A 26,157-nucleotide genomic window follows, 5' to 3' on the forward strand; every position below is an offset into this window, starting at 1 on the left:
CAATGGGCCTATTACAAGACTTACAAAATCGCGTACTGATTGCTGATGGAGCAATGGGAACACTTTTATACTCTTATGGCATTGACCGCTGCTTTGAAGAATTAAATTTATCAAAAGAAGATGAAGTCAAAAGAGTGCACGAGGCATATGTGCAAGCTGGAGCGGACATTATTCAAACGAACACATACGGTGCGAATTATATTAAACTATCCCGCTACGGTTTAGAGGAAGAAACAAAACGCATTAACACAAAAGCTGTACAAATTGCCAAAGCAGCCGCTGGCTCAGCTTATGTCCTTGGAACGATCGGTGGCATTCGAACATTTAACAAAAATGCCTACTCTTTAGACGAGATTAAACGGAGTTTTAGAGAACAGCTCTATATCCTTTTAAATGAAGAGCCTGATGGATTACTGCTTGAAACATATTACGATATTGAAGAAGCAAAAGCCGTTCTTGAGATTGCTCGCAAAGAAACAGTGCTTCCGATTGTCATGAACGTCTCCATGCATGAGCAAGGTGTATTGCAGGACGGTACGCCACTAAAAGACGGTTTATCTGAATTATCCTCACTTGGCGCTGATGTCGTCGGCATTAACTGCCGATTAGGCCCTTATCATATGATTCAGGCACTTGAAGGTGTTCCACTTTTGGAAAATTCGCATTTATCTGTCTATCCAAATAGCAGTCTTCCCTCCCTTGAAGAAGGCAGACTCGTCTATGATACAGATAATGATTATTTCCGAAAAAGTGCACTTGAGTTTAGAAATCAGGGCGCACGAATCATTGGAGGCTGCTGCGGAACAACCCCTCAGCATATAAGCGCCATGGCTGAGGCGGTCAAAGATTTAGCACCTATCACCGAAAAAGAAGTGAAAGTATTAAAAGAAGAAATCATTTCCATCCAAGATCAACGAACAGAACCAGGTCTTGACGAGCTGGCTGTGAAAAAACGTTCGATTATCGTCGAGCTGGACCCGCCGAAGAAGCTGAACTTTGAAAAATTCCTTATCGCAGCGAACGAATTAAAAAGTGCAGGCATTGATGCCCTCACACTGGCCGATAACTCTCTAGCTACCCCACGTATTAGTAATGTGGCATGCGGCGCTTTATTAAAACAGCAGCTTGATATGCGTTCACTTGTCCATATCACATGTCGTGATCGCAATTTGATTGGACTCCAATCTCATTTAATGGGGCTGGACACGCTTGGACTAACCGATATTTTAGCCATCACAGGCGATCCGTCTAAAATTGGAGACTTCCCAGGTGCGACATCTGTGTATGATTTAACCTCCTTTGATTTGATCCGTCTGATCAAACAATTTAACGAGGGACTATCTTTCTCCGGGAAACCGCTCGGGAAAAAGACCAATTTTTCAGTGGCTGGCGCGTTTAATCCAAATGTCCGTCATATTGATAAAGCGGTCAAACGCCTCGAGAAGAAAATCGAATACGGTGCCGATTATTTTATTTCACAACCTGTTTACTCTGAGGAACAGCTTGTGAAGATTCATGAAGAAAGCCGACATTTGGATAAACCGATTTACATCGGTATTATGCCGCTAACAAGCAGCCGAAATGCTGAGTTTATTCATCATGAAATTCCCGGCATTAAATTATCTGACTCGATTCGTGAGATTATGGCCAAGGCAGGCGAAGATAAAGAAAAGCAGCGGACAGAAGGGTTAGCGATTGCCCGCTCTTTATTAGATACAGCCTGCGAATTGTTTAATGGTATCTATTTAATTACCCCTTTCCTTCGATCAGATTTAACAGCAGAACTGACAACTTACATCCATCAGAAAGAAAAGGAGCCAAACATCCATGCCAACTATCACTGAACAGCTCAAAAAACGCATCCTCGTCCTTGACGGTGCAATGGGCACAATGATTCAAAACGCCGATCTCACAGCAGAGGATTTCGGCGGAGAAGAGTATGAGGGCTGTAACGAATATTTGAACGTCACAGCCCCTCATATTATCTCCACGATTCACCGGCAATATCTTGAAGCAAGTGCAGATTTAATCGAAACAAATACATTCGGCGCGACGAAGCTCGTTCTCGATGAATATGGACTTGGCCATCTCGCCTATGAATTGAACGTAAAAGCAGCTCAGCTGGCAAAGCGTGAAGCAGACCGTTTGTCGACACCAGACTGGCCCCGCTTTGTTGTAGGCGCAATGGGGCCCACCACAAAAACATTATCCGTGACAGGCGGCACAACGTTTGAAGAGCTCGTTGCAAATTATGAAGAACAAGCCCGCGCCCTGATTGATGGGAAATGTGATGCTCTTCTTTTAGAAACGAGTCAAGACATGCTGAATGTCAAAGCTGGATTTAAAGGCATTCAAGAAGCCTTTCACGCAACCGGTATTGAGCTACCACTGATGGTGTCAGGGACGATTGAGCCGATGGGCACTACCCTTGCCGGTCAAGATATTGAAGCCTTTTATATCTCACTTGAGCATATGAAACCAATCAGCGTCGGACTAAACTGTGCAACTGGTCCAGAATTTATGACAGACCATATCCGTACACTCTCCTCCATCGCAAAGTCGGCTGTCAGTTGCTATCCAAACGCTGGTCTCCCTGATGAAGAAGGACAATATCACGAATCCCCTGCTTCGCTTGCTAAAAAAATTGCCGCTTTTGCAAAAGAAGGCTGGTTAAATATCGTCGGTGGCTGCTGCGGTACAACGCCTGCACATATTCAGGCATTATCAGATGAAGTACGTCTGCTTCAGCCCCGCAGCATGTCGCATGAGTCATCACCGCATACCGTATCAGGAATCGAGCCCCTCATTTATGAAGAAGCGATGCGCCCCCTCTTTGTTGGTGAGCGCACAAATGTCATTGGTTCACGCAAATTCAAACGGCTCATCGCAGAACAAAAGTTTGAAGAGGCAGCAGAAATTGCCCGTGCTCAAGTGAAAAATGGCGCTCACGTCATTGATGTGTGTTTAGCAGACCCTGATCGTGATGAGATAGCAGACATGGAAGGCTTTTTAAAAGAAGCCATGAAAAAAGTGAAAGCTCCTTTTGTCATTGATTCAACCGATAAACATGTCATCGAAAAAGCACTCATGTATTCTCAAGGAAAAGCCATTATTAATTCTATTAATTTAGAGGATGGAGAAGAGCGCTTTGAAGAGATTCTTCCGCTTGTCAAGCTATATGGCGGCGCACTTGTTGTTGGAACAATCGATGAAACAGGGATGGCCGTCACAGCAGATCGAAAACTTGAAATTGCCGTAAGATCCCATGACCTGCTCACGAAAAAATATGGAATCCCTGCGAGTGATATCATTTTTGACCCGCTTGTCTTTCCAGTAGGTACTGGAGACGAACAGTATATTGGTGCTGCTGAAGAGACGATTAAAGGCATTGAGCGAATCAAAGCAGTACTGCCTGAATGTCTCACCATTTTAGGCATTAGTAACGTGTCTTTCGGACTCCCGCCAGTTGGTAGAGAAATATTGAATGCCGTTTATTTGTATCACTGCGTCAAAGCAGGGCTTGATTATGCGATCGTGAATACTGAAAAGCTTGAACGCTTCGCTTCAATTCCAAAGGAAGAAATCAAGCTGGCTGAAACTTTACTTTATGAAACAAATGATCAAACCCTTGCTGAGTTCACACAATTTTATCGCGGGAAAAAGAAAACAGAGAAGAAACCAAAGATCTCCTTATCACTTGATGAAAGGCTGGCACTCTATGTCGTCGAAGGGACGAAAGAAGGACTGATTGATGATTTGGCCCTTGCTTTGGAGAAATTTGAATCACCTCTTCATGTCATCAATGGACCATTAATGCAGGGAATGTCAGAGGTTGGGCGCCTTTTTAATCAAAACGAATTGATTGTAGCTGAAGTCCTCCAATCCGCTGAGGTCATGAAAGCATCTGTTTCATACCTTGAGCAATTTATGGAGAAAAAGGACGCAAGCGGCAAAGGGAAGATTCTCCTCGCCACCGTCAAAGGCGATGTCCATGATATAGGGAAAAACCTGGTCGACATCATTTTGAGCAATAATGGCTTTCACGTCGTCGATCTCGGAATCAAAGTAACCCCACAAACATTGATTGAAGCGGTGCAAAAAGAAAAGCCAGATATGATTGGATTATCAGGTTTACTTGTCAAATCAGCACAGCAAATGGTCTTGACCGCTCAAGATTTACAAAAAGCAAACATCTCTGTTCCCATTTTGGTGGGCGGCGCGGCGCTTTCCCGGAAGTTTACGAAGATGAAAATTTCGCCTCAATATGATGGCCCCGTCCTTTACGCCAAAGATGCAATGGACGGCCTGTCTTTAGCGAATGAATTAAGAGCGAACCCTCTTCAATTTCAAACAAAACCCTTAGAGGATCAAGAAACACTCCATAAGGAAAAAGAAACAACGCAGCCAAAAGCCGTGATTGAATTACTAGAAAAACGCGCGACACTTCCTGAGGCAGCGATTTTCACGCCAGAAAGTACGAAACGCCATTATGTACGGGATATTGATTTGCACCACATTATGCCCTATGTCAATGAGCAAATGCTGATCGGCCATCACCTCGGTTTAAAAGGAAAGGTCAAAAAGCTATTGGCTGAACAGCATCCAAAAGCATTGGAATTAAAACAGCTGATCACAGATCTTCTTCAAGAAGGCAGAGAGAAAAACTGGTTTGCACCTGCATTCGTCTATCAATTCTTCCCTGCCAGTTCAAATGGGAATGATCTGCATATCTATGATCCAGAAGCGCCTGACCGCGTCATTGAGACATTCCAATTTCCAAGACAGGAAAAACTTCCGTACCGGTCTATTTCTGATTATGTGCGGAAAAGCGGAGAGAACGAGAAAGATTATATCGCCTTATTTGCAGTGACGGCTGGTGCCCGCATACGAGAAGTTGCGCAGCAATTTAAACAAGAGGGCGACTATTTAAAAATGCATGCTGTCCAAGCTTTAGCACTTGAGCTTGCAGAAGGATTGGCTGAACGAACGCACCAAGTAATTCGTGATAAATGGGGATTCCCAGACCCAGTCGATTTCACGATGGAGAAACGATTCCAAGCCAAATATCAAGGTCAGCGCTATTCCTTTGGTTATCCAGCGTGCCCTAATCTAGAAGACCAAGAAAAACTATTCCACCTGCTGCAGCCAGAAAAAATCGGGATTCATCTCACAGAAGGGTTTATGATGGAGCCTGAAGCATCCGTTTCAGCCATTGTCGTTTCTCATCCTGAAGCTCGATATTTTAACGTTCACTAACAAAGAACCTCCATTCCAGGAGGTTCTTTTTATCATTAAAAATGACATAAATATGAAAAATTACGTTTATTTACCGATATTACAAATGAAAGTTATTTACTTAAAAGGAGATGTTTGTCATGTTCAAAAAGAAGATCGGGGTTTTATTGCTTACAGGCCTCTTTATCGCTAGCCCTCTTTTCCAATCACCTGCTCAAGCAAGTGAAACGTCTACGAAACAAACAAAATATTATACAGAAGAATTGGAGCATCTGTATCCAGACAGTGATTATGCAAACAATGATACGATGGACAAAGCTCAATTCTTACAGCACTCTCTTCATCTAAACAAGACCTATTTATATCACGAAGGCAGTATCTCTTCTATGAATGACATTGATTTTTATCGGTTCACCAGCTCTAAATTTGATGGAGCAGATGGCCGCTTTTCTATCAAACTCGTCAATGTGAAAGCTGGAAATGATTTCGATCTTTATCTTTACAATCAGAGCGGGTCACTCGTGTCTTCCTCTGTGCGAACAAACAACCAAAATGAAATCATCCATATGCCGAAAATTGCCGCCAGTACTGACTACTATTTAGCCGTCAAACCAAAGCAATTATTAAATGAAGAGGACAACATGTATCGTATTGTCTTTGATAAAAGTATTGAAAAGGGCACAACGAAACGATATGGATCACCTGCCACATTGAATAGTTTCAATGAAGCCGGATCTCCCAATTCTTCTTTTGATTTAAGCAGCTTGCCGCAGGATGCCGTTGTCACTGGACTGTCATTAGAAGCTGAAAAAGGTAGTACAAATGCATATAATTATGTATTCACCGTCTCTTCCTTAAAAGGCGGAACAGTGAACGTACCTTGGAACGGTCAAAAAGTTGACATCTCTTCTTATAAAACAAGTCAAGTGCCGGCAAAAGACCGCTTTTTTGTTTCTTTTAATGCAACCGAGGTTCCTCAATTGATCGGTGGACGGTTAATCAAAGTAGGCGTTGTCTCAATTAAGAACTTACAGCTCACCTTTGAATATGAATACAACCGTGACCTCAATTATTAAACTATACAAAAGGAAAAGGTATCCCCTTTTCCTTTTTCTTATGCGTTCTTATGGTACGATACATAGAGAGAAATCAGCTAAGAAGGAGTTGCGTGTATTGCCAAACGTTATTCAACGATCTTTAACCCTTGATGACATACCAGACCTTGTCGCATTGTCAAAAGAGGTCGATTGGCCTGATTACAATGCGGAAGAGCTCACATCTCTTTTAACAAATGGACATTTTACCGGTTTTACAACAACTGACGGACAAGTCATTTCATGCGCTGGACTTTTTCAGTATGACAGTGTGGCATCAATTGGAGCGGTCATTGTATCTGAGACACATCGAGGCCTCGGTCTTGCCCGTCAAATGATTGACACACTGCTTCGTCATAGTGATCCAAGTGTCCCTGTCGTTTTAACGGCTACTGTACAAGGACAGCCAGTCTATGAAAAAATCGGCTTTCAGACAGCCGGTTATATTCATACATACAAAGCACAAAAAACAAATCCTAGTGCGCTTCATCCGTCACATCAGATTCATCTTTTTCCCGCTGATGAAACGCACCTCCCGTCTATTGAAAGACTGGATGAAAAAGGCGCAGGAACCAATCGATCAAACTTCTTAATAAAACGAATGGAGCGAGCAGCATTTAAACTGATCGCAAAGGATGAACACCACGAAATCACCGGCTTTGCGTTTGGTGTGGAAACACCAGCTAATCTGATGATTGGCCCGCTTGTAGCAAACGATGAACAAACGGCGCTAGCACTCATTCAATCACTTCTCACGTCTTATTCTGGCGCCTTTCGTATAGATATGCAGGAAGAAACAGCTGAACGCCTGCATGCATCACTTGTAGAAGCAGGATTTACGAAAACAAACGTCGCACATTTTATGATGATTCGCGGGAACGAAAAGCAGAACGATCCTGCGCTTCTCTATTTCCTGGCCTCACAAGCATTTTCTTAAAAAATCAAAAAGCTGTAGACAGATGTTGTCTACAGCTTTTCTTTTTTATTTTTCGCCTACGGATGAGAGAACTTGAGCGAGTGCATTTGTGACCTTGCCATGCTCTGATGCATGCGGCCGGTCATCTCCATCTCCATAGCCATAATCAATCATGCGATTACGGTTTAAGCAAAGCTTTGTCAGCTGAGGCTGGAATAGATCAAATAAAGCAAAACGATCTTTTAGCTGTGGAAATTGCTTTTGATACTGCTGAATTTCTTCTACAAGCAAGCGCCAAAGCGTCGTTTCATCTAACAGATTGTGTTTGTCTAACACGTTTGACACGTAACGAAGATTGCAAATAAACAGGCCCGTAAAAATAAATTGTACAAGACCCTCAGGCGGCTCACTACGCAGCACTTCCTTTAGATCTTCTTCTAATGAAGCCAATTCAGGCAGCGGTTGATCACTAATGTTCACATCATCAACAAAATCTTTGATCGCCAAACGATGCGGCTTATGATCTTTTAATACAAGAATTGTATTTTGTCCGTGCGGTGAAAACACCGTGCCATATTGATACATAAAGTGCAGAAGCGGCGGCATGACAACGTGGAAGAATGACGCCATCCATTCTTTTGCTGACAGACCCGATTTTTCAATGAGCTGCTTCAGATAAGGCTCGCCTTCATGATCTTCATACGTCAGTGCCGCCAACGTAACAGGGCTCTCCCCTTCATCCAAATACGTATAAATGCTTTCTCTAAAAATGACCCCAAGCATTTCAAGGTATTGATATGGCGCACCAGGTAGCTTGCTGTAATAAGGATGATCAACATTGATACTCGCATTCTCACCTGGTAAAATCACGCGGCATACATCGGATAAAAAGGCGTCTTGATCGGCGATTCCTTTAATATGTGCTGTAATACGAGGTGCAATCACCGTACGTTCTGATGGGAGTCCCCGGTACACTAGCGTATTTAAAATACTCATTGGCAGTTTAATATGATGCTTGCCTTTATTTGAGATGTTTGTAAAGGTTCTGATCGATTGCTGTGGAATATATTGATCCAGCCCTTCTCCTAAATACACAATACGGCGCATGGCTAAATCTTCAGGGAAATGCTGGATGATCATATGCGTCCACTGCCATTTATGAACAGGCATCATATAATAATCAGCCGCATTTAGCCCTTCATCCTTTAACACACGTTGGAATTGACGAATCGTGACTTCGTCTAATTCCTTGGCAATGATGTGCTCATAGTTCTCATGATCGACCGCATGGAAAGTCGCAAGTTCTCGGTGAACAGCAATCCAAGACAGCTGCACACATTCCTGCCTTTCAGGTGCATAGGCTAAGTAATCATCGTAGCTGAACCCAATACGCCCTTTGTTATAGACGATCCACGGATGACCAGTCATCTCGCCTTCAATCCATGCATAATCTGTATCCGTCAGCTCATCTGCACGAAGTGCTTTTTTCGACAGCAAATGAACATCCGCTAACAAGGTATGGTGAAGCTCTTTGATCAGATGGCCAGTTGTTTCAGAAGACATTGGGATGATCGGCTGAATGTCTAGTAAAAACACAATGGCACTAACATCCTTTGTCCACGTTCCGTCTTGACAGCACTCGATCGATTCAGCAATCGTATCAAAACTATCAAACAAACGAGGTTTTGCGAGATAACGATATTTCTTCTGTTCGTGAATGATTAATTCATATTGGGCGATGCCATCTTGATGATTTAGCTGAACGGGATGAAGCATATCCTCATACATATATTCGGACAGCATTTTTGCCACCATTCGCTGGTTTGCTTTTTTCCAAGCAGCAGGATTGACCGCTTTTTTCAATTCATCTTGTACACTCATCGGTTCATCCTCCTTACCCTTTGATTTCTTCAAATGTGTTTGCGTGTTTATGTGTACCGAATGTCTGGAAAACATGCTTTTGATAAAGTGAATACACAGGTCGACGAGCCAGTTCATTGATAATGACACTGTTTCGGTACGCCCCTAGCCCTAAATCTGGTGCGCCTACTCCATGTGTATGAAGCTCTGCATTTTGTACAAAAATATCATTTTCACCTAATGTATTTGTTTTCAATCGATATTCACGTTCAACCTGGAAGCGTCCTTGATGATCCCACTGAATATGATGGGAAATCGGATCAATAAATGGCGGTAATACAGATTGATAGCCCGTTGCCAAGACGACAATGTCTGTCTCATGCGTAAAGGATTCCTCTTTGACCCATTGATTGCATGAAAGCGATAAGCCGTCCCTCGTTTCCTCAATCAAATTGACCTCCGTCATCGCCTGCAGCACGGTGTTCAGCTGCTCTCCGCAAGCAGAACGTTCATAAAGCAAGTGATAAATATCTCGGATCATCGCTGAGCTGATGCCTTTATACAGCAAATCTTGCTGCTTTAATAGCGCATCTTTTTTAGGCTGAGGAAGCTCATAAAAGAAATCAATATAGTCTGGAGAGAAATACTCAAGACCCAAATTTGAATATTCCATTGGGAAAAACCCTTTAGAGCGTGTAAACCAATGAATATCCTTCGCCTCATCGTCTGATAAAATGTCATAGAATACTTCTGCCGCACTTTGACCAGAACCGATGACCGTCACGGATTTTCCTTTAAAACAGCCTTCTTTCTTTCGTTTCAAGTAATCAGCAGAATGAAACACCCGATCCCCTAAAGCTGGCTGAAGAGATACTGGTACCGCAGGCTGTGTGCCGATACCTAAAACAAGATGCTTACTTTCAAACACCTCTACCGTTTGATCTTTCACATGACGGACATGCACTTCATATCGTTTTTCTCCAGCTTTTTCAACGATGGAGACAGATTCGACATTCATGCCAAATCGGCAAGAATCTAATTGATCCGCGACCCAGCGGCAATAATGACTATATTCCTTGCGCGGGATATGGAAGTCTTCTAGAAAGTAAAATGAATACAAACGGTTTTGTTCCTGCAAATAGTTGAGAAAGCTATATTTGCTTTTCACATCCGCCATACTGACAAGATCCGCTAAAAAGGGGACTTGAAGTGTTGTCCCTTCAATGAGCATACCTGGATGCCAGTGGAACGCTTCACTTCTTTCAAAAAACAAAGCGTCAATTTCGTTTACTTCTTCAGATAATGCAGCAAGCCCTAGGTTAAATGGTCCAATGCCAATCCCAATGACATCCACTACATTATTTTGCTTGTTGAACCGCGTCATGGTTATACTTCCTTTCAAATCGATCTCGATGACAAAACATTAAAAGACCTGTTTTATCTGGTAAAGTAACTGGTTTCACACGTTCGAATCCACACTTTTCAAAGACATGAATCATTTTTTCGTTCCGAATATCTGGCTCAGCCACGATTTTTTCTGTTCGTTTGTTCTGCTCAAACTGAAATGCTGTCATGGCTTGAAGCAGCGGAGCCGCAAATCCTTTCCCTACATAATCTGGCTCTCCAATTAACAGGTGAATGCCTTGATCATGCGGAGAAGGCTGATAGTACGATTCAATGATATCCCCTTTCACATTGTATGCTTCAAAATAGCTCATCGGCGTGCCATCAATGGTTCCTAAATAAAGGGTTTGATGCGGATCATGAATGGCCTGATAAAAGTGCTTTTCAAAAGCAGGAAATGGAATATTCAAATGCCAAAATGGGTGGACATACTCTTCTTGCATCCACTTGTGGACAAGCTGGACGTCCCGTTCATATTCAGCGCGAATGAACCCAATTCGATGCCTCATCCAATCAGCGCCTCCTTATGTAAAAAGAGCGGATTCAATACAGACGTGTACCTGGATTGAGTTTCTAAAGAACCCGTCAGCTCATCCATATCTTCAAACCGAGTGAGTAAGTTCGCTTTTGAAGGCAGCTCCTGTGACCGGAGAAGACTGTTCGTCAGCTCTGATGCACCATATGTCTCTTCATGCGCAAGCAGTGTGTCTCTAATCAGGGCTAATAAATCTTCTTCTTGTGCAAGCCCCTCTGTACCAAAACCATTCACAAGACCAAACAAATGATTAAAGAAGAAATAGTAACGCAGTCTCTCAACCGCTACATCGTCTGCACAAATGGTCTCACTTCTGACGCTTAAGTTTTGAACAAGCTTCGCAAGCTGATCCTTTTTCGATTCGCTATAATAGTAGCCTTGATTGTCACGATAATAGAATGTGTGCGGATATCCATTCTTTAGCTGTACAACAGCATTTTGCTGATGGGCTTCAAGGGCAAGACCATACGTTTCAAACAGCCAAAGCATCGGCTCTAACGAAATCGATAAATATTGTGTGAACCAATCACGGCTGACATCTTCTGTTGATCTGCCTTCAGCGTCTGCTAATTCATGAATAATGCCTGAAAGGCGTGATTTTTCTCCGTATGCATGATCCTGACATAGCCCTGCAATTAAGCTTGCCCCTTTTTCATGATGCAAAAATGGATTTTGACGAATGACGACTTCAAAGCCAGATTCCGCCTCATCCCCTTGAATAGATAGATACGCAGGATCTTCAATCACACGGAATCCAGAGAATTTGTCATATAATGAAACGCCTAATTCTGTTTTTAAGATACGAGACATCTCAACTCCACGATCAAGTTCCTTTTGTTTGTTAACGCGTAAAGAGTTTGTGATCTTTACAGGGACAGAGAATTTAAGCATGTACGCAGAGTCTTTTTGATAGACCGTTCTAAAGGAAGATGTCGCTGTGTATTCAGATCCTAGCGGCCCTAAATACGTCAGCATTCCGTCCTCTATATAACGCTTGACGAACGCTTTCTCCATGACCACTTGGACTTGTAGCGGATGAATCGGAATCAGGACATATTGACCGCCTTCTGTTAACGTCGTCAGTCTCTCTTTTTCTTCTGGCATCTGTCGCATGAGCTCCTCAAACATGAGGCTTGCCGCAGACTGTGAAATTGAAGAATCCTGAAGCACAATTGACGGATGTGCTTTAAAGTAATGAAGCTGGAAAGAGCCTTTCAGCTCAGGAGAATAAATAGCTTCCTCCTCTTCTGTCATTCCTTGTCTGCTTTTTGGTGTAGGATGCGTTAAATGCCCAAGAAGGAGTGACTGCTCCGCTTCGATATATTCAAAATCAGCTGAAGAAAGAGCTGCTCGATCACTTTCTCTCTCTCTGATGAATCGTTCAATATTCCGGCAGCTTAAAATGATGCGAAGCATGAACTCATCCTCTGCATCTGTGCGGCCATATTCAATGAGAAGTTCCTTTGAACATAAAGCAACAAGTGTGGTGTAATCGATGATCGTTCCCTGTTGCTCACTGCCTTGCGGGCGAAAGCGAACGGGAAAATCAAAGAGATGACGGCCTACAGGCGAAAAATATCGAATCGGAATGACAAGCTCAAGATCTTGTTTTGCTAATGCTGCTACAAATACAAGTGAGCCGTCTGCTTTTGTCTCTTTCTTTGCAGATCGATCAATTCCTGTTTCACGTAAAAAACAATTTAAAAAACTTTGCATCGTTGCATTTTCAGCCATTTGTTTATATTGACTCAACGTAGTACCCTCCCGGATTGAATATGAGCGATCCCGATATCAACAATGTCAGAAAGGATTTCCTCAATATGTGTAATAGTCGTTCTCGGATTTAACAAAGTGAATTTTAAGCATGTTTGACCATTGGCCACTGTTTTTGCTACGACAGCCGTTCCTGTTTGGAAAAGTGTGCGATGAATGATTTTATTGATGTCCTCTGCTTGGTGATCATCTATAAAACGGAACACGACTGCATTGATTTCTGGATCAGGATTGATCACCTCAAGATGCTCATTTTTCTCAATCAACGTAGCCACATCTTTCGCAAATTGGATGGTATGGTCAATGATACTTGCAAATCCTTCTTCTCCAATCATACGCAGAGAGAGAAGGAGTTTTAGCGCATCAAACCGGCGCGTCGTCTGAACAGATTTATTCACGAGATGCAGAATGCCTTCCAGTTCATCTTCCTTTGGATTGAGATAATCTGCGTGGTAATCAATCAAACCAAAATGTCTCTTATCCTTTAGTAAAAATGCCCCGCAGGAGATCGGCTGATAAAATTGCTTATGAAAGTCGATCGTGATCGAATCAGCAAGCTCGATGCCATCTAATTTTCCTCGGAACGTTTTGCTTAATACAAGCGCTCCTCCATAGGCAGCATCTGCATGAATCCACAAACCGAAAGGCTTCACCATGTCATATATGTCACGTACAGGATCAATACTGCCAAAATCAGTTGTCCCGCAAGTCGCCACGACTGCAAATGGAAGCAAATCCTGCTCTTTAAGCTCCATAAGCTTCTTCTGCAAATCATGCAGGTCCATTCGGTGATGTTCGTCCGTCTCAACTAACACAACAGCCTGTTCGCCTAAACCTAGCTGAGATGCTGATTTTTTCACAGTGAAATGGGCATTCTTGGAGCAAAGAATCCGCATACGGTTTGCCTCGCTCGGCAACCCTTTCTGCTGTACATTCCATTGCCATGTGTTTTCGCAAAATGCATCTCTTGCTAAAAGCAGTCCCATGTAGTTAGATTGGGTTCCACCGCTCGTAAAGGTCCCATCTGCTCGTTCTCCATAAGAAAACTTTTCACATAACCACTTGAGGATTTCCTCCTCAACCAAAGATGCAATGCCGCTTTGATCAAAGGAATCCATTGATTGGTTAAAGGAACTTACGATCACCTCTGCTGCCAGAGCAGGGATAAGAGGTGGGCAATGCAAATGTGCCAGGCATTTAGGATGTGACACATCAACTAAATGCGGTAAAAGGTGATTTTTTATATCTTGAAAAACAGACTCAATGGATTCACCAGCCGGTTGAATCTGGAATAACGATTCGACATGAGTCGCTAATTTCCCAGGCAATATTCCGCTATACGGTCCTCTGCTTGTTTGCCACTCTGCCAGTAAACTGTCGATGGATGTGTAGAGAGCCGCTTGGAAGGACTCCCTCCCAAGCTGGCTTTGTTGAATAAATAATGAATCGACAGATGGTTTAGTTGACTGCATCGTAAACTGCCTCTTTAAAAATCGTGATGACTTTTTCAAGCTGTTCTTCTGTCATGATCAAAGGCGGTAAGAATCGAATCACACTTCCAAAACGGCCTCCTGTCTCCACAATTAAGCCTTTATCAAAACAATTCTTTTGAATGAGACTAGCTAGCTCTGGATTTGCTGGATAACTGCCGTCCACATCCTGTTTCTCATCTGGATTCACAACTTCAACACCAATCATTAATCCTCTTCCTCGCACATCACCGAGAGCAGGCACTTGTTTTTGAATGTCTTTTAGATTGGCCTGCATACGCTGACCAAGTGCTTCTACATGATCAAGCAGATTGGTTTCTTTTATAAATTTAAGCGTAGCAGTTCCAGCTGCCATCGCCATTTGATTTCCTCTAAACGTGCCAATATGCGCACCTGGATTCCATTGATCTAAGTCTTTGTCATAAATCACAACTGATAGTGGCAGGCTTCCCCCAATTGCTTTTGATAACACAATGACATCTGGCACAATACCAGCATGTTCAAAGGCAAACATCTTACCCGTTCGGCCGATGCCTGATTGAACCTCATCAATAATAAGTGGAATTCCTTTTTCTTTTGTGATTCGTCTCATTTCTTGTATCCATTCAATTGATGCCGGGATGGAGCCGCCCTCCCCTTGCACCGCTTCAAAGATCATGCCTGCTGGCGGGAGAATTCCACTCTCAGGATCATTTAATACACGCTCAATATAAGAACTGGAAATGCGATGTGAGTCTTTACCGCCGATTCCAAATGGGCAGCGGTATTCATATGGATAAGGCAGGAAGTGAACATCTGGCATTAATCCTTGTACTTTTTCTTTTGGCGATAAGTTGCCGCTTAATGACATCGTGCCATGTGTAGCACCATGATATGCTCCGTGGAATGATAGAATGGAACGATTTCCCGTCGCTGTCTTGACTAATTTAATTGCTGCTTCTATAGCATCACCACCAGTTGGTCCACAAAATTGAATTTTTGCTCTTTTTGCAAACTCTTCTGGTAAGTGAGAAAAAATCTCATTCACAAATTCTTCTTTAATCTCTGAAGTGATGTCCAGCGTATGCAACGGTCTTTTTTCATGAAGCATACGTTCAATAGCATCTATAACAACCGGGTGATTGTGACCAAGGGCAAGTGTTCCTGCACCTGCTAGGCAGTCATAAAATTCTCTACCATCTGCATCTGTCACGATCATACCTTCGGCTTTTTGCATGGCTAATGGGAACCGTCTCGGGTAAGACCTTGCATTAGATTCTCTTTGACTTTGTTGCTCTAAAAATTGCTGATTTTTAGAAACGGTTTTGATGGACATAATAAAACACTCCTCCAATTGATAAAGATTATCATTTTCATTTACTAGCCTAGAGGATGTAAGATACGAAAGTCAATTGTATTCAAAAAGATGATTCTAAAAGCATATGAATGCTATATTCTCTTTTTAACGAGTAATTTCGTGTATTTATTACAAACATCTACAGCCATAAGGCGATGTAACGTTTGAGTATGAAAAATATTGAAAAAAATTACAAATCAATTCTCCTGGTTCTTTTGCTCTATTCGTTGTAGCTCCCTTATTTGATACGGGACGGCCGAATGAAGTGAATGTAGTAAAACAAAAAATGAACGTTATTTTATCTTGATATAAATGGTTATGATGGTATAATTTCTCTGAAACGAAAGGGAATCGAGGGAGATCTGATGATTTTAACGAAGCATGACCTTCACCACTACTTGGCACAAGATCAGAAAGCACTTGCCATCAATCGAAAAAGACCAAAGTGGCTTGGGGATGATATTTGGAAATATCAAAGATATTTACGAAAATATGAGTACTATACGAATAGCGGTGCTACGTTACGCAAATGGTTTTATCGTTACTTACATAAAAAGAAAGGCATGCAGCTTGGCTTTGATATCCCAATTGGTGTATTTGGACCTGGGCTCAGAATCAACCATACTGGGCTGTTGATTGTGAACAAGCATGCCAAAATCGGCGCGTTTTGTGATATTCATCAAGGTGTGAATATCGGTCAAAACCATCATGAAAAAGATGTGCCCGTCATCGGAGATCATGTATGGATCGGCCCTGGCGCTAAACTGTTTGGAAACATTTATATTGCGAATCATATTTCCATCGGAGCAAATGCAGTAGTGAATCGCTCCTTTCATGAAGAGCGGATTGTCATTGCAGGTGTCCCTGCTCAAAAAATAAAAGAAAAAAGCCCTTCTTTATGAAGGACTTACTTGACCAAAGCAGTGAGCCACATGAGATAAAATAAGATGGTTAAACATGAGGATCATCTTGACCGCGCCCCATCACCATTGATCCTAAGATGCTTTTGCGCAATCAAACCATCAATCGGTAGCAATTTGAAGTGAAACAAATCACCACACCCGTACTCTCTAATTTGCGTTGGAGTACCCGAAGACTAGCATGAGGAAGTACAAGACAAAGACGAGGATGGCAATCGCATAGATGAAAATGGACACAATCAGTACTGTCCAGCCCAACCCTTTTCTTCCTGTTTGAATGAGATATATTCCAAGTGTAAAGAGCCCAAGTAAAAGGCCTAAGATGGCCCATAACCATTTATTTTTCCCGTGTTTTGGTGCATCAACGAATAGGTAGATTGCGACTAATATGGATACAAACCAACCTGTAATCCATTTCACATTCATCCGCCACCCTTCTTTTTCAATTTATTGAATCTTACTATACTTTTTTCCTAATCTTAAAAATAACTATTCAAATGAATGATTCGGAAGGCTTTGCCATTCTTCTCTCAGCATGCCATACCGCATCGAATCATAATACTCCCCTTGATAGTAACGAACCTTACGCAGTCTTCCCTCAAGGATAAACCCGCATTTCTCTGCGCAACGCATCATGCGTTCATTTCCAGACCAGGTGGTCAGACCGATGCGTGGGATATCAATGTGTGAAAAGAGTTCATCGATCCATAGACGCAATGCCTTTGTTCCAACGCCTCCATTCCAAAAACGTGAGTCATAAATAAGAATCCCGCACTCCAGCCAGCGTGTGCGTTCATTCTCCCAATAATAAGAAACTGTGCCCTTTAATTCACCTCCTACATCAATGCCAAATAGTTTTGGCAGGACAGATTCATCCTGTAAATAGCGTTTTTTAAATGCAGCAAGCGATATGTCATGTTCAATAAAATACGGTGCATTCCACTTTCGATAGGCCTGGTCTGGTGCTTTAAACCTTAAATGCCATACCACTTCTAAATCGGTTTCGTCTAATGGACGTATGCTCACAATCTCTTCTTTTTTTCCTTTCATCTGTTCACGTTCCTTTACTTTGTCGTTCTTTTAGCAAGATGACGATACTCGATAGGCGTCATGCCTTCATTTTGCCGAAACAGCTTTGAAAAATAAGTAGGGTCATCAATGCCTACATGTTCTGCAATGAGAGCTATTTTTTCATTCGTTGAAGCAAGTAGGCTTTTGGCTTTTTCGATTTTGAGTCGATTGATGTACTGGCTCGGCGTCAGTCCGTACACGGTCTGCATGCACCTTGTCATGTAATCAGGATGATAATGAAGAATCTCTGCCAGCTTCTCCATCTGTAATTTTTGCGTAAAATGACGTTCAAGATAGTAAACCACTTCTGAAGCGACAGTCTCCTTTGCACTTGGAATATGAAATGCTTCTTTTTGTAAATGGATGAGCATTTCCTCAAATTGAAGCTGCTTTTTGAGCTGAAGTTCAGACGCATCATCATTTAAAGCGCGCATCGCTAAAAGATGCTTCTGTAGCACGCTTCCCCCTTTCACTTTTCCTTTTCGGGGCAGACGAAATTCATAGCTTGCTGCTTTTTCAAAAGTGGCTTGATTTTGCTTCATGTCAAACCAGTGTTCTCTCGGCCGATCTGTAAACTCAAATGGATCAATTGAGAAATGCAGCCACTCGTAAAGTGTTTTTTCTTTGCATGGCACATGTCCACCATGGGCAAGTCCCGGTGATAAGATGATATATTCTCCCTCTTTTACGTGATGAGGCACCTCGTCTTCTGTGATCCATAGTTCCCCTTTCGTGACATAAAGAAGATCAAATACGGTGAAAATTCTGGAGATATGTCGTTCTCCTGGATGGAATACACCTTTGCCTGAAGCAATATAGACTGGAAATGGCGGTACAGTAAATGTAATAAACGGACCCATATTCATCCCCTTATGAAGTCGGATTTCTCCAATAAGTTTCGGTTTCATCTCTTCTTATTATAGTCGATGCAAGGTACACTATAAATCGGATTTATACGAAAGAAGGCGATGTGATGAAACCACAAGCACTAACAATACAAAAGGTTCAAGCCAAAAGTGAAAAATCCCACCCTTCATTATTTGCATTAACTTGGCCTATTTTTATCGAAATCTCTTTATATATGCTGATGGGCAGCGCAGATACACTGATGCTCAGCCAGTATTCTGACAATAGTGTTGCCGCAGTAGGGGTAAGCAATCAGCTATTAAATCTATTGATTGTGATGTTCAGCTTCATTACGACTGGGACGACGATTGTCATTGCGCAGCTTTTAGGAGCGGGCCGCAAGCAGGAAGCGACCCAAGTTGCCTATGTATCACTAGGCACCAACTTCCTCATTAGCTTTGTGATCAGTCTTCTTATGTTTGTGTTAGCTGTGCCCATCCTGCATATGATGGGATTATCAAGCGAGCTCATGCCAGATGCAACCGTCTTTTTACAGATTGTCGGCCTGCTTTCTTTTATTCAGGCGCTCATTATGACCTATAGTGCTATTTTAAAAAGCTATGGATTCACGAGAGATACGATGTATGTCACCATCGGTATGAATCTGTTAAACGTTGCTGGTAATTATTTGGTCATCTTCGGACCATTTGGCTTCCCTGTATTAGGTGTCATGGGTGTTGCTCTTTCCACATCATTTGCACGGTTGATCGGTCTAACAGCCATGATCCTCATTGTTCGACACCGCATTGGATTGCAGTTTTCATTCAAGCGAATGTTTTACATCCAGCGAACGCATTTAAAAAAACTGCTAAAAATCGGCATTCCTTCTGCTGGAGAACAGCTTTCTTATAATGGCTCTCAAATGATTATTACGCTGTTTATCACATTTATGGGCACGCAAGCACTGGCAGCAAAAGTCTATACCCAGAATTTGATGATGTTCATTATGTTATTTGGTGCCGCCATTAGCCAAGGAACGCAAATCTTAATTGGGCGCCTGATCGGGGCGAAAGAATTTGATGCGGCCTATCGAAGATGCATGAAAAGCTTATACTGGGCCATTGCCATCTCACTTCTTTCTTCTACTGCTTTATCTTTATCATCGACGCATTTACTTACTTTTTTCACTAGCAACAGTGAGATCATTCAAATCGCGAGCCTCCTCCTCATATTGACGATTATTTTAGAGCCTGGACGTTCTTTTAATATGGTCATCATCAACTCCTTGCGGGCAGCTGGTGACGCGAAGTTTCCAGTCTATATGGCGATGATTTCAATGTGGGGCATCGGCCTTCCGATCGCTTATTTATTAGGCATTCAACTTGAGATGGGCCTGATCGGGGTTTGGATTTCTTTTATCGTGGATGAATGGGTAAGAGGTATCTTCATGTATAGGCGGTGGCGTTCAAGAGTGTGGACGGAGTACCGGTTTACTTCCACATAAAAAGGACTGCGGGTGCAGTCCTTTCAGATTGTTGACAAAGGGCTAAAATGAACTTTATTTTAGCCCTTTGTCTTCTTTTCAGCGTGATAGAAAACCTTTGCAGTCTAGGAAGGACGAGCATCGGCGCGGAGCGAATTTAACATTCGTGAGCACCGAAGCGCAGGACTGACACCGAATGCGAGGGTTTGTCTACACGCTGAAAGGGCTAAAACGAACTTTATTTTACCCCTTTGTCTTCTTTTCATTACGTAATATCTTCTAAAATAAGTGCTTTTTCTTGTGTTGAAATATATGACCGCTCCGTAAAGACGCGGTATTCGTTTTCTCTAGTTTTATCTAAAATAGCCTTATAAAAGTGAGCAGCTGCTTTCACTGGTATCCTTGAATAAAGTGGGAATTCATGGAGATGGTCAAAAAATTCCTCATAGTACGCCTCTGCCTCAAACGCAATATATTCCCATACATGCTGGAAGGCTTGATTGACGATCCCTTCTTGTAATTCTTGCTCTGTATACCCAAATTGATCCATGACTTGTTTTGGCAAATAAATGCGGTTCCTTTCCGCCTTATCCTCACCAATGTCTCGAAGAATATTGGTCAACTGCATGCCAATCCCAAGGGAAATCGCGGCTTCTTTTAGCTGTTCTTTTTTACGCGGTGCAATGATCGGAAGCAGCATTAATCCAACTGTACTTGCGACATGATAGGAATAGATGAGCAGTTCATCTAACGTTTCATACCGGTGCTGCTCTAAATCCATCTCCTGTCCTCGCAGCAGGTCACGGAATGGGGATTCATCCATACGAAACTGTTGAAATGTATACTCCAGCGCCACCCACATTGGATCATCACGATCTACTTCTCCTTGCAAGAAACGATCAAATGCCTCCTGAAAAGACGTCAGTTCTTCCTTTGGTGAAGGAGACTCATCTACAATGTCATCCGCTCTCCTACAAAAAGAATAAACAGCCCAAACAGCCTGTCTTTTCTTTTTAGGCAGCATGGAAAAGGCACGATAAAACGTTTTTGAATGGGTTTGAATGGTCTCTTCACATATTTTCAATGCTGTTTGCACATCAACCACTTAGCTTCACTTCCTTTCTGTTGTTCAGATCTTTAAGCAGTACAGAAGCCATGAGCTTTGCACTTTGCATCACGATCGGTACCCCGCCGCCGGGATGGATGGAAGCACCTACCGCATATAGATTGTCTACATCTGCAACCTTTACTTGTGGGCGAAACACACCTGATTGAAACAAATTAGGAGCGAGGCCAAAGCTGCCGCCTTCAAACAATCCTTCTCGCATTGAATCATTCGGTGTTCTCACCTTTTTCCAGACAACCGCCTCTCGCAGCTGTGGAAAGCCTCTTTTCTCAAGACGCTCCACCATTTTATCCACAAAGTCTATCTCTTGTTCCCAATTGATGTGATCTCCTGATGGAACAGGAATGAGCATATATAGGACACTGCTGCCTTCTGGGGCAAGGGATGGATCGATGGTCGATGGATTAAACGTATAAAATGATGGATCTTGAGGTATCGTTTTCGTTTGGAACACCTCTCTCATATGCTGATCAAAGTGTTCTCCCATGAAAAATTGATGAACAGGTGCTTCATCGTATACTTTGTTTAACCCTAGATACACCATCACGCAGCCGGAGGATGGAACGTATTTACGCCGGTCTTGTTCACCTAAACCAAGCTGTTTTAACGCCGCTGGATAATCTCCGTTCATCACAAATGCATCAGCTGCTATGTGCTCATCATTTATTTTTGCCTTGACCACACGTTTCCCCTCAAACTCAAATTGTGCGACTTCTTCACTTTTTCTTATGTGTACACCCGTCTTTAAGAGCTGTCTCTCCAATATATCTACTAAACTCGCATATCCGCCTTTTAAATAGTAAATTCCGTGTGCGTGCTCACTATATGAAACAAGCGAATAAATGGCGGATGCTTCATACGGATTTCCTCCGACATAGAGGGTTTGAAGTGCATATGCATCTCGGAGGCGCTCATCTGAAAAATATTTTTTGAGAGAACTTTGAACGGTTCGATATGCTTTTAATTTCATTAAAATCTTCATGTTCGCTTTTGTAAAAAAGGTTCGTTTTTCATGAAATGATTTTTCTAGAAAAGCTTCCTGCCCTTCTTGAAACCGATCCGTCATTTCTTGCATAAATGTTAAATATCCCTGTTCTTCCTTTGGAAATACACGTTTGATTTCTTCTAGTTGTCGCCGTGTATCAGAGTATTTCGTGTAGGAAGTTCCATCTTGATAGTGGATCGTATACAGCGGATCGAGCTGCAAGAGATCAAGAGATGTTTCATCAATGCCTACGTCATGTAAAATGCCTCTTAACATATCAGGAAGTAGGACAATGGTCGGACCTTCATCTACTTTATATCCTTTCTCACGTACAAAAGCAAGTCTCCCGCCGAGCCGTTCATTTTTTTCAACAAGGGTGACATCATGTCCAGCTTTTTTTAAATAGAGGGCTGAGATCATTCCGCCAATACCGCCGCCAGCAATCAATATATGTTTTTTCATGAGGCGCTCCCCTTTTCTTGATGTGGCACTCTTTTGTGCGTATGTTTCTCTTTTGCCAGAATCGCATTTGTCGTAATACGCGCTGATTCTAAAATGGTTGGCAATCCACTGCCTGGGTGGGTTCCTCCACCAACGAGCCAGCAGTGTTTCAACTCATCAAATTCATTATGCGGCCTGAGTACCATCATCTGCGTCAACTGATGACCCAGATTAAATGTAGCTCCTTCATATACATACAGCTCTTCTTCCCAATGCTTCGGCGTGATCATCCGCTCGACTTCAATATGCTGCCTGATATTCTTAAAGCCCGTTTTCCGCTCCAGCGTATCCAGCACAAGCTCTCTAAATTCTTCTTGATGCGCTTCCCAGTCAATACCGCTTTGATTATTGGCAACGGGTGCTAACACATAAAGAGCGGACTTGCCTTTTGGCGCAAGCGAATCATCTGTCACACTTGCATTTTGAATATAAATGGATGGATCATCCGGCAGCTCAAAGGTTTTCGTAATCTCTTTGACGAACTTCGCATAGTCATCGGAAAAAACGATGGTATGATGCGGCTCATCATATATCGTATCTAAACCTAGGTACAGCATAAAGGTGGAACATGAGAATTTTTTCTTTTTCAGTTTCTTCTCGCTATATTTCTTTAAAAGACCCGGCTCTACAAGCTTTGTCATCACGTGTGCAAAATCACCATTTACGACCACCTCATCTGCTTGTATTTCTTCACCAGTTTCTAAGCGAATGCCCTTCACTTTCCTGCCTTCCGTCAGCAACTTGTCAACTCCAGTTGATAGATGAAGGGTAGCCCCAGATTCAACAGCTGCCTTTGCCATCGCTTCTGACAGCTGATTCACTCCGCCTTTCGGATGATAAACGCCTGTGTCATGCTCCATAAAGGAAAGAATTGAGAACGCTCCTGGGCATTCCCAAGGTGACATCCCTAAATATTTTGATTGGAATGTAAAGGCATATTTCACTGATTCATTTGAGAAATAATCCGACAGCACATCATATAAGCTTTTATTTAATGAGAGCTGAGGAAGTGCTTTGATGACTTTTGGACGCAAATAATGATGGAAACGATCCATTTTACTTTGTAGAATCGGCGTTAGGCGGTCCATTTTTCGTTTTGTATCATTCATAAAACGTACATACCCCTCGCCCTCACCAGGTGCAAAGGCTTCTAGCCGTTTGTACATTTCGTCTCGATCTCGAATCATATCAAGCTTCTCATCTTGAAAAATTAATCTATACATTTCTTTTAATTCAATCACATCTATATAATCATAGAGATTTTTACCGGCAAAGGTGAACAGTTCCTCTGCAATATGAATCATACTGAGAAAAGTAGGACCTGTATCAAACGTGAAATCACCAAGTTGAAACTTAGAGTTACGTCCGCCAACAAAGGACTGTTTTTCATATATATGAACATCATGTCCTTTGCTTTGCAACATCATAGCTGCTGCAAGTCCCCCTGGTCCTGCTCCGATCACAATGATTTTCATTATCCTTTTTCCTCCAAATTAATTCACTTTAAGTTAATTATACAAATTGAAGCGGTTAGATCAACTTTTGATGTGCTCTAAAAGTCTCATGTTATGTAGCAAAAAAGCCGACTTCCTTTCAACAAGTGCAAGAAAGCCGACCCTTTGTTATGCTTCTATATCAATTCGATATGTTTCAAACCAATGATGAATCTGTGCCAAATGGGCAATGAGCTGTGGGCCTTTCATTAACTGACCATACCAAGGAACCTGGAAAGAAGCCCCTTCTGTTTCAATCAGCTGTTTTAATTGATGTGGATCTAAAAATTCATGAAGCACAGAATCCTTTTGCGCGAGACAATCTGTTAACATCTCTTTTACCGCCTGAGTATAAGCAGGATGATGTGTTTTCGGATAAGGGCTCTTCTTGCGATAAAGCACTTCATTCGGTAAAATTCCCTCTAATGCTTTTCTCAAAACCCCTTTTTCCCGATTTCCATACATTTTCATTTCCCAAGGAATATTCCATACATACTCAACAAGACGATGATCTGCGAATGGTACACGTACCTCAAGGCTCGCACCCATGCTCATACGATCTTTTCGATCCAGCAGTGTTGTCATAAACCAAATCATATTTAAGTAAAAAAGTTCTCTTCGGGCTTTATCTACTCCAGTTTCCCCATCTAAAAGAGGGGTTTCTGCCACGGTTTCTTCATATTTGCTTTGCGCATATTCCTTCAGTGATAATTTCTTTTGCCATGAGTCTTGAAGAAGCTGAATGCGTGCTTCCGTTGATCTCATCCACGGAAATCCATTGGTTTCGCTTGCCATGTGAAACCATGGGTAACCTCCAAAAATTTCATCTGCACATTCACCTGATAAACCGACAACAAAATCCTTTTTAATTTCTCGGCAGAACCATAGCAAAGAAGAATCAATATCTGCCATCCCCGGCAAATCTCGCACTTCAACCGCTTCTTTCAAATAAGAAGCCAGCTCTTTTTGCCCAATGATACAGCTGTGATGATTCGTTTGAAACGCTTTGGTCATTCGATCAATCCACGGCCCGTCAGCATTGGGCTGGAATTGACTTGCTTCAAAGAATTGATCATTTCCGTCGTAATCAACGGAATACGTATGCAGCGGGGCTTTCCCTATTTTCTCAAAGTGCTTGGCGGCAATAGCTGTAATGGCACTAGAATCCACTCCACCCGATAAAAACGTACATACAGGCACATCAGAGACGAGCTGTCTTGTAACAGCATCCGTAAAGAGTTCCTTCACGTGCTGAGCGGTGTCATCAAGCGAATCTGTATGCTGCTTACTTTTGACATTCCAGTACCTCCACACACGCAAACCATCTTTTGAGAAGGTTAAGGCATGAGCAGGTCTCAGCTCTTTCACCCCTTTAAATACACCTTGCCCTGGTGTTCTAGACGGCCCTAGGCCAAAAATTTCTGATAAGCCTTCATGATCGACTTTGGCTTTCATCTCAGGATGAGCCAGAAGTGCTTTGATTTCTGAGCCAAACAAAAAGGAATGATGACGTTCTGTATAGAAAAATGGCTTGACACCGAGCCGGTCTCTCGCTGCAAATAATAATTCACGCTCACTATCCCAAATGACAAATGCAAAAATTCCATTAAAATGGGTCACACACTCTTCCTTCCATTCTGTATAGGCGTGAAGAAGAACCTCTGTATCAGAATGCCCAAGAAAGCGGTGCCCCCTTTTGAATAATTCTTTTCGTATATCCTCTGTGTTATAGAGTTCTCCATTGTATACCACCGTATAATCATGGTGTTGATGGGTATATGTCATCGGCTGCTTTCCGCCTTCAACATCGACAACGGCTAACCGTTTATGGCCGAAAAGAACGTGCTCACTTTTCCACGTATTTGTATCATCCGGCCCTCGTTTAGATAATGTATCTGTCATTTGATTGATTACATGATCCTGTTGGATGAGCTGCTTTTTAAAGTCTGCCCAGCCTGTTATTCCACACATCATCATCAGCTCCCATCCGTTTTTCATCAAGTGTTCTCATTTAGCCTTTCTTAGTTTATGCATCGTCTCCTTGATAGTTGATTTGTCCTTTTTTCCTCCTGTGTATAGGACAAGCTTC

General features: G+C 42.4%; 19 protein-coding genes. 6 read left to right on the plus strand and 13 right to left on the minus strand.

The window, feature by feature from the left end; translation table 11 throughout:
- Positions 1 to 2: 2 nt before the first annotated feature.
- From ACSBQP_RS07365 to ACSBQP_RS07380, 4 genes are all read left to right on the plus strand, one after another.
- Complete coding sequence (locus ACSBQP_RS07365) at positions 3 to 1,844, plus strand: bifunctional homocysteine S-methyltransferase/methylenetetrahydrofolate reductase (protein ID WP_099496431.1); 1,842 nt, start codon at positions 3 to 5, stop codon at positions 1,842 to 1,844.
- Entirely contained in the window at positions 1,828 to 5,256 is a 3,429-nt protein-coding gene (metH, locus tag ACSBQP_RS07370) for a methionine synthase (protein ID WP_435028286.1), read from the plus strand. The genes ACSBQP_RS07365 and metH overlap by 17 nt, the downstream gene beginning before the upstream one ends.
- Positions 5,257 to 5,375: 119 nt before the next feature.
- Positions 5,376 to 6,311, plus strand: a complete 936-nt coding sequence (locus ACSBQP_RS07375) for a hypothetical protein (protein WP_008348558.1) — start codon at positions 5,376 to 5,378, stop codon at positions 6,309 to 6,311.
- 97 nt (positions 6,312 to 6,408) lie between these two features.
- The gene (locus ACSBQP_RS07380; protein WP_435028287.1) at positions 6,409 to 7,266 is read left to right on the plus strand and encodes a GNAT family N-acetyltransferase; all 858 of its coding nucleotides are present in this window, start codon (positions 6,409 to 6,411) and stop codon (positions 7,264 to 7,266) included.
- 45 nt (positions 7,267 to 7,311) lie between these two features.
- Here ACSBQP_RS07380 and ACSBQP_RS07385 read toward each other — a convergent pair whose 3' ends face one another.
- The 6 genes from ACSBQP_RS07385 to ACSBQP_RS07410 are packed head-to-tail and all read right to left on the minus strand — an operon-like array spanning position 7,312 to position 15,622.
- Complete coding sequence (locus tag ACSBQP_RS07385; RefSeq protein ID WP_435028288.1) at positions 7,312 to 9,126, minus strand: IucA/IucC family protein; 1,815 nt, start codon at positions 9,124 to 9,126, stop codon at positions 7,312 to 7,314.
- 13 nt (positions 9,127 to 9,139) lie between these two features.
- Positions 9,140 to 10,489, minus strand: coding sequence for a lysine N(6)-hydroxylase/L-ornithine N(5)-oxygenase family protein (locus ACSBQP_RS07390; protein WP_435028289.1), 1,350 nt, complete (start codon positions 10,487 to 10,489; stop codon positions 9,140 to 9,142).
- Complete coding sequence (locus ACSBQP_RS07395) at positions 10,464 to 11,018, minus strand: GNAT family N-acetyltransferase (protein ID WP_008348567.1); 555 nt, start codon at positions 11,016 to 11,018, stop codon at positions 10,464 to 10,466. Before ACSBQP_RS07395 ends, ACSBQP_RS07390 begins: the two co-directional genes overlap by 26 nt.
- A complete protein-coding gene (locus ACSBQP_RS07400) occupies positions 11,015 to 12,796 on the minus strand; it encodes an IucA/IucC family protein (RefSeq protein WP_435028290.1) in 1,782 nt (593 codons plus the stop codon). The genes ACSBQP_RS07395 and ACSBQP_RS07400 overlap by 4 nt, the downstream gene beginning before the upstream one ends.
- Positions 12,793 to 14,289 (minus strand): pyridoxal phosphate-dependent decarboxylase family protein, encoded by a 1,497-nt coding sequence (locus ACSBQP_RS07405; RefSeq protein ID WP_435028291.1) that lies wholly within the window; start codon positions 14,287 to 14,289, stop codon positions 12,793 to 12,795. Before ACSBQP_RS07405 ends, ACSBQP_RS07400 begins: the two co-directional genes overlap by 4 nt.
- On the minus strand, positions 14,276 to 15,622 hold the full coding sequence (locus ACSBQP_RS07410; protein ID WP_008348573.1) for an aspartate aminotransferase family protein: 1,347 nt from the start codon (positions 15,620 to 15,622) through the stop codon (positions 14,276 to 14,278). Before ACSBQP_RS07410 ends, ACSBQP_RS07405 begins: the two co-directional genes overlap by 14 nt.
- A gap of 386 nt (positions 15,623 to 16,008) precedes the next feature.
- Here ACSBQP_RS07410 and ACSBQP_RS07415 point away from each other — a divergent pair, with 386 nt between their 5' ends.
- A complete protein-coding gene (locus ACSBQP_RS07415; RefSeq protein WP_017360201.1) occupies positions 16,009 to 16,545 on the plus strand; it encodes a serine O-acetyltransferase in 537 nt (178 codons plus the stop codon).
- Between the two features lie 168 nt (positions 16,546 to 16,713).
- Here ACSBQP_RS07415 and ACSBQP_RS07420 read toward each other — a convergent pair whose 3' ends face one another.
- The 3 genes from ACSBQP_RS07420 to ACSBQP_RS07430 all read right to left on the minus strand — a co-directional run bounded on the left by ACSBQP_RS07420 (position 16,714) and on the right by ACSBQP_RS07430 (position 18,494).
- Positions 16,714 to 16,989 carry a hypothetical protein gene (locus tag ACSBQP_RS07420; RefSeq protein WP_035392471.1) on the minus strand — a complete coding sequence of 92 codons (276 nt, stop codon included), beginning with the start codon at positions 16,987 to 16,989 and terminating at the stop codon, positions 16,714 to 16,716.
- Between the two features lie 63 nt (positions 16,990 to 17,052).
- Positions 17,053 to 17,613, minus strand: coding sequence for a GNAT family N-acetyltransferase (locus ACSBQP_RS07425; protein ID WP_136944460.1), 561 nt, complete (start codon positions 17,611 to 17,613; stop codon positions 17,053 to 17,055).
- A gap of 14 nt (positions 17,614 to 17,627) precedes the next feature.
- A complete protein-coding gene (locus ACSBQP_RS07430) occupies positions 17,628 to 18,494 on the minus strand; it encodes an AraC family transcriptional regulator (RefSeq protein WP_429623841.1) in 867 nt (288 codons plus the stop codon).
- A 113-nt stretch (positions 18,495 to 18,607) separates the two neighbouring features.
- Between ACSBQP_RS07430 and ACSBQP_RS07435 the strand changes: the two genes are divergently transcribed.
- Positions 18,608 to 19,984 (plus strand): MATE family efflux transporter, encoded by a 1,377-nt coding sequence (locus tag ACSBQP_RS07435; protein WP_046343142.1) that lies wholly within the window; start codon positions 18,608 to 18,610, stop codon positions 19,982 to 19,984.
- A 244-nt stretch (positions 19,985 to 20,228) separates the two neighbouring features.
- Here the strand turns inward: ACSBQP_RS07435 and ACSBQP_RS07440 are convergent, their stop codons facing one another.
- From ACSBQP_RS07440 to asnB, 4 genes are all read right to left on the minus strand, one after another.
- Positions 20,229 to 21,068, minus strand: coding sequence for a phytoene/squalene synthase family protein (locus ACSBQP_RS07440; protein WP_435028292.1), 840 nt, complete (start codon positions 21,066 to 21,068; stop codon positions 20,229 to 20,231).
- Positions 21,061 to 22,536 (minus strand): phytoene desaturase family protein, encoded by a 1,476-nt coding sequence (locus ACSBQP_RS07445; RefSeq protein WP_435028293.1) that lies wholly within the window; start codon positions 22,534 to 22,536, stop codon positions 21,061 to 21,063. The genes ACSBQP_RS07440 and ACSBQP_RS07445 overlap by 8 nt, the downstream gene beginning before the upstream one ends.
- On the minus strand, positions 22,533 to 24,050 hold the full coding sequence (locus ACSBQP_RS07450) for a phytoene desaturase family protein (protein WP_058213991.1): 1,518 nt from the start codon (positions 24,048 to 24,050) through the stop codon (positions 22,533 to 22,535). Before ACSBQP_RS07450 ends, ACSBQP_RS07445 begins: the two co-directional genes overlap by 4 nt.
- A gap of 147 nt (positions 24,051 to 24,197) precedes the next feature.
- Entirely contained in the window at positions 24,198 to 26,039 is a 1,842-nt protein-coding gene (gene asnB / locus ACSBQP_RS07455; RefSeq protein WP_024720029.1) for an asparagine synthase (glutamine-hydrolyzing), read from the minus strand.
- Positions 26,040 to 26,157: the final 118 nt, after the last annotated feature.

The organism is Bacillus sp. G402 (assembly GCF_051172515.1).
GTDB lineage: Bacteria > Bacillota > Bacilli > Bacillales > Bacillaceae > Bacillus > Bacillus altitudinis.

What these genes read in the sequence shown, in the direction of transcription:
- ACSBQP_RS07365 (WP_099496431.1), top strand. Translation starts at nt 3, where the DNA reads ATGGGCCTATTACAAGACTTACAAAATCGCGTACTGATTGCTGATGGA.
- metH (WP_435028286.1), top strand. Translation starts at nt 1,828, where the DNA reads ATGCCAACTATCACTGAACAGCTCAAAAAACGCATCCTCGTCCTTGAC.
- ACSBQP_RS07375 (WP_008348558.1), top strand. Translation starts at nt 5,376, where the DNA reads ATGTTCAAAAAGAAGATCGGGGTTTTATTGCTTACAGGCCTCTTTATC.
- ACSBQP_RS07385 (WP_435028288.1), bottom strand. Translation starts at nt 9,126, where the DNA reads ATGAGTGTACAAGATGAATTGAAAAAAGCGGTCAATCCTGCTGCTTGG.
- ACSBQP_RS07390 (WP_435028289.1), bottom strand. Translation starts at nt 10,489, where the DNA reads ATGACGCGGTTCAACAAGCAAAATAATGTAGTGGATGTCATTGGGATT.
- ACSBQP_RS07395 (WP_008348567.1), bottom strand. Translation starts at nt 11,018, where the DNA reads ATGAGGCATCGAATTGGGTTCATTCGCGCTGAATATGAACGGGACGTC.
- ACSBQP_RS07405 (WP_435028291.1), bottom strand. Translation starts at nt 14,289, where the DNA reads ATGCAGTCAACTAAACCATCTGTCGATTCATTATTTATTCAACAAAGC.
- ACSBQP_RS07410 (WP_008348573.1), bottom strand. Translation starts at nt 15,622, where the DNA reads ATGTCCATCAAAACCGTTTCTAAAAATCAGCAATTTTTAGAGCAACAA.
- ACSBQP_RS07415 (WP_017360201.1), top strand. Translation starts at nt 16,009, where the DNA reads ATGATTTTAACGAAGCATGACCTTCACCACTACTTGGCACAAGATCAG.
- ACSBQP_RS07420 (WP_035392471.1), bottom strand. Translation starts at nt 16,989, where the DNA reads ATGAATGTGAAATGGATTACAGGTTGGTTTGTATCCATATTAGTCGCA.
- ACSBQP_RS07425 (WP_136944460.1), bottom strand. Translation starts at nt 17,613, where the DNA reads ATGAAAGGAAAAAAAGAAGAGATTGTGAGCATACGTCCATTAGACGAA.
- ACSBQP_RS07430 (WP_429623841.1), bottom strand. Translation starts at nt 18,494, where the DNA reads ATGGGTCCGTTTATTACATTTACTGTACCGCCATTTCCAGTCTATATT.
- ACSBQP_RS07435 (WP_046343142.1), top strand. Translation starts at nt 18,608, where the DNA reads ATGAAACCACAAGCACTAACAATACAAAAGGTTCAAGCCAAAAGTGAA.
- ACSBQP_RS07445 (WP_435028293.1), bottom strand. Translation starts at nt 22,536, where the DNA reads ATGAAAAAACATATATTGATTGCTGGCGGCGGTATTGGCGGAATGATC.
- ACSBQP_RS07450 (WP_058213991.1), bottom strand. Translation starts at nt 24,050, where the DNA reads ATGAAAATCATTGTGATCGGAGCAGGACCAGGGGGACTTGCAGCAGCT.
- asnB (WP_024720029.1), bottom strand. Translation starts at nt 26,039, where the DNA reads ATGTGTGGAATAACAGGCTGGGCAGACTTTAAAAAGCAGCTCATCCAA.